6 protein-coding genes are annotated in these 3,156 nt (G+C 68.7%); 2 read left to right on the top strand and 4 right to left on the bottom strand.

Annotated elements, in window-relative coordinates; genetic code table 11:
• Positions 1 to 185, bottom strand: a 185-nt coding sequence (locus tag B9S61_RS35030) for a transposase (protein WP_146064863.1), incomplete at its 3' end; no start/stop codon positions are given.
• A gap of 278 nt (positions 186 to 463) precedes the next feature.
• Positions 464 to 1,048 carry a transcriptional regulator gene (locus B9S61_RS35025; protein WP_103545772.1) on the bottom strand — a complete coding sequence of 195 codons (585 nt, stop codon included), beginning with the start codon at positions 1,046 to 1,048 and terminating at the stop codon, positions 464 to 466.
• Between the two features lie 72 nt (positions 1,049 to 1,120).
• On the opposite strand from B9S61_RS35025, the gene B9S61_RS35020 reads away from it, so the two are divergent.
• Positions 1,121 to 1,699 (top strand): dienelactone hydrolase family protein, encoded by a 579-nt coding sequence (locus B9S61_RS35020; RefSeq protein WP_103545771.1) that lies wholly within the window; start codon positions 1,121 to 1,123, stop codon positions 1,697 to 1,699.
• Here B9S61_RS35020 and B9S61_RS35015 read toward each other — a convergent pair.
• Positions 1,671 to 2,219: a GNAT family N-acetyltransferase gene (locus B9S61_RS35015; RefSeq protein ID WP_181007671.1), complete on the bottom strand. Its 549-nt coding sequence runs from the start codon at positions 2,217 to 2,219 to the stop codon at positions 1,671 to 1,673. The genes B9S61_RS35020 and B9S61_RS35015 overlap by 29 nt on opposite strands.
• Before the next feature lie 112 nt (positions 2,220 to 2,331).
• Between B9S61_RS35015 and B9S61_RS41270 the strand changes: the two genes are divergently transcribed.
• Positions 2,332 to 2,646: a hypothetical protein gene (locus B9S61_RS41270; RefSeq protein ID WP_181007670.1), complete on the top strand. Its 315-nt coding sequence runs from the start codon at positions 2,332 to 2,334 to the stop codon at positions 2,644 to 2,646.
• Here B9S61_RS41270 and B9S61_RS35005 read toward each other — a convergent pair.
• Positions 2,615 to 3,156, bottom strand: a 542-nt coding sequence (locus B9S61_RS35005; protein WP_107499716.1) for an ISAs1 family transposase, incomplete at its 5' end; no start/stop codon positions are given. The two genes, B9S61_RS41270 and B9S61_RS35005, sit on opposite strands and share 32 nt — an antisense overlap.

The raw sequence follows: 3,156 nt of genomic DNA, 5'->3' as shown, positions 1-3,156 counted from the left end.
ACGATCACCAGGACGGTGCCGAACTTCGCGGTCAGCTTGTCGAAGACGGCCCGCAGCTTCGGCTCGCTGTTGGGCAGTTGCTTGTCGAAGACCTTCTTCCCGGCCGGGGTGAGTCCGTGGCCGTGGTGAGCACTCTTGCCGACGTCCAGGCCCAGGAACACGCCCACGTCTTCGGTCTCGAACATCGCGCCCCTCCCAAGGGGTGTTGACGGTGCCGGCCTCGGCATCGGTGTCGTACTCGCGCATCCACGTTATGCAGACCTGCCGCCCGCGAGCTGTCCGGCATTGCGCCGGACCGGACGGTGGCCGGACCTCTCATCAGCGTCTCCGACGGCACCTCCCGGGCCCGGTGACACCACCCCCCAGGTCATGCCTTCGACAGGGGGCAACAGTCATGCCGGGCCCGGAGGCCAGCGGCCCTCTTGCAGGACCGCGGAAAACATAACGGGGAGGAGCAGACACGTCAGTCCCGATCTCCGGGTTCCGGGGTGGGCGGCAGGGTCGGGTAGTCGGGGATCGGATACAGACCGACGGCGAAGCCGTGGACGGTCTCACTGGTACGCGGCAGCCTGTCGAACTCGTGGATCACCTGCTCGATGCGCTCCCAGAACTCGGCCGCCTGCTCTTCGGAGATCCGGGCCCGCCGGATGAACTGACGCAGCCGCCCGAGTTCGTACGCGGCCGCCGATTCCCTCGCCGCCACCTCGAAGTCGTTGAAGTCGGGCGGCAGGGCTCCGCCGGCCGCCTGCCGACCGAGGCCGACGAAGAACATCCGTGCGGTGCGGCCGTAGTAGCGCTCATCGATCGCCCGGACCCTGCGTGTCCGCACCACGCGCAGCAAACCTGCCTTCGTCAGGACCGCGACATGATGCGCGACGGTGCTCTTCGGCCGCTTGACCGCGGCGGCGAGCTCGGTGACAGTCGCGGCGCGTTCGTGCAGCAGCCCGAGAATGGTGGTGCGCAGGGGGTCGCTGATGGCCCGCACCTGCTCGGCGGTGGTGAGCTCGATCGTCTCGTCGAGGTCGTAGTCGGGGGTGTTGCTCGACATGATGGCATGAGACTAACATCGCCGATTGTTCGAGAAATATGGATCGTTCGATGAGCCGGAAGCGGGCAGGCCATGGCCGAGGTTGTACTGTTCCACCACGCTCAGGGGCTGACACCCGGAGTCGAGGCTTTCGCGGCCGAACTCCGCCGGGCGGGCCATACCGTCCACGTGCCGGACCTCTACGAAGGGCGCACGTTCGAGACCCTGGAGCAGGGCATCGGCTACGCGAGCCGGACAGGGTTCGGCACCGTGCTGGAGCGGGGGATCGCCGCTGCTGAGCCGCTCGGTGACGAGGTGGTCTACGCGGGCTTCTCCCTCGGCGTCATGCCGGCCCAGCGGCTGGCCCAGACGCGCGCCGGCGCCAAGGGTGCTCTGCTCGTCAGCGCCTGCTTGCCGGTGTCAGAGTTCGGTGAGGCATGGCCGGCCGGTGTCCCGGTACAGGTGCACGGGATGGACGGTGACCCGTTCTTCGCCGACGAGGGAGACCTCGACGCCGCCAGGGACCTGACCGCCGGCGTCGACCATGCCGAGCTGTTCCTCTACCCCGGAAAGCAGCACCTGTTCGCGGACTCCTCGCTGCCGTCCCACGACCGGGCTGCGGCGGACCTGCTGACCAGGCGAGTCATCGAGTTCCTGGACGGCCTGCGGTAACAGGGGTCTCTCGTCGGGCGCGCCGCTCGAAGCAGGCCGGGTCCTCGATCAGAAACTCCAGCTCGGGGCGTTCCCACGCCACCGCGGGCGGGTTCGCTGAAACGGTCCCGGTGAGCCGTGCGCCCACGCTGAGGTAGAACCCCTCGGCCGGAGGGTGCGACACCACACGCACGCGGTCCAGTCCCACCGCCCGCGCCTCGGCCTTCATGTGCCCGACGAGCAGCCGCCCGATGCCCCGACCCTGGGATCCGTCCGCGACGAAGAGCAGGTCCAACTCGGGCGGCGCGAGGATCAGCGAGTAGAAACCGACCACCCGGCCCGCGGGATCACCGGTGTCGACGGCCACGAAGACCCGGTGGGCCTCGATGTAGTCAGGACCGACGCGATACCCGGCGACCATCGCCGCGTACGGATCCCTGTAGGCCCGCGAGCCCCGCACGAGCCGCGTGAGCCACTTGGCGTCCCGGGCGACAGCCTGTCGTACGGCGGTCGCGCCAGGTGCGGGCGTCATGGTGGGCATCGTGTGAAGGCTACTACGCATCCAGGGCGCGGCCCCCCTCTCTGACAGCCTCGGCTGAGACACCCGGTTTATCGGGTTAGTCTGGATGGGCGAGACAGGAGATCCCTTCAGCATGGCCAGAACCACCCCGATACCCGCCGGTGACGATCCGGCGCCGAAGCCGAAGCGGCGGACGTTTTCCGCGGAGTACAAGCTGCGGATCGTTGCCGAGTACGACGCCGCCCCGGCCGGGGAGAAGGGCGCGATCCTGCGGCGTGAGCGGCTGTACCACTCGCACGTCATCGAGTGGCGCCAGGCACGCGAGGCCGGCGCGCTGGATGCCCTGGTCGACCGGCGGACCTCGGCGGTGCGGCCGAAGAAGGCGACCGAGCAGGCCGAGTTGGAACAGGGCTTGATCAAGTTCCGTGAGTGTCTGGGTTGTTGGTGATGCCCAGGATGGCGAGTGCTCGTTCGGGTTCGTGGCGGATGGCGCGGGTGGTCTTGGCGATGTTGTCGGCTCCGAGGATCTTCAGGGTGCCGATGGCGAGGTTGCGGATGGTGGCCATGGCGCGGGGTGCGGTGCCGGTGTGAATGGTCGAGGCGTCCTCGGCGAACGTGACATCTCGGATGTAGTGGGAGGAGTTTTCGATTCCCCAGTGCCCCCGGATGGCGGTGGCGAGGTCGATGGGGCGGGTTTGATGGGCGGCGAGGCTGGTGACCGCGTAGACGTTCTCGCGGGTTTCGGGCCGGCCGGTGGGCTTGCGGCGGCGGTGGACCCGGATGGCGAGGTGGGCGTGGGGGAAAGCGATGCCGCCGAGGTTGTCGGCGATAGTGCAGGTTTTGATCGAGCGGGACTCGCGGCGGCCGTGGGCGGTGGCGGAGGCGGTGTGCTGGACCTTGATCGAGGTCCAGGGCAGGGCGGCGAGCTGGGCGTAGGCGGTGGGCTGGTTGGCCTTGA

Origin of the sequence: Streptomyces sp. SM1 (assembly GCF_002910825.1) — a bacterium.
Lineage (GTDB): Bacteria > Actinomycetota > Actinomycetes > Streptomycetales > Streptomycetaceae > Streptomyces > Streptomyces okerensis.
This window is presented reverse-complemented; position numbering and strand designations above follow the sequence as displayed.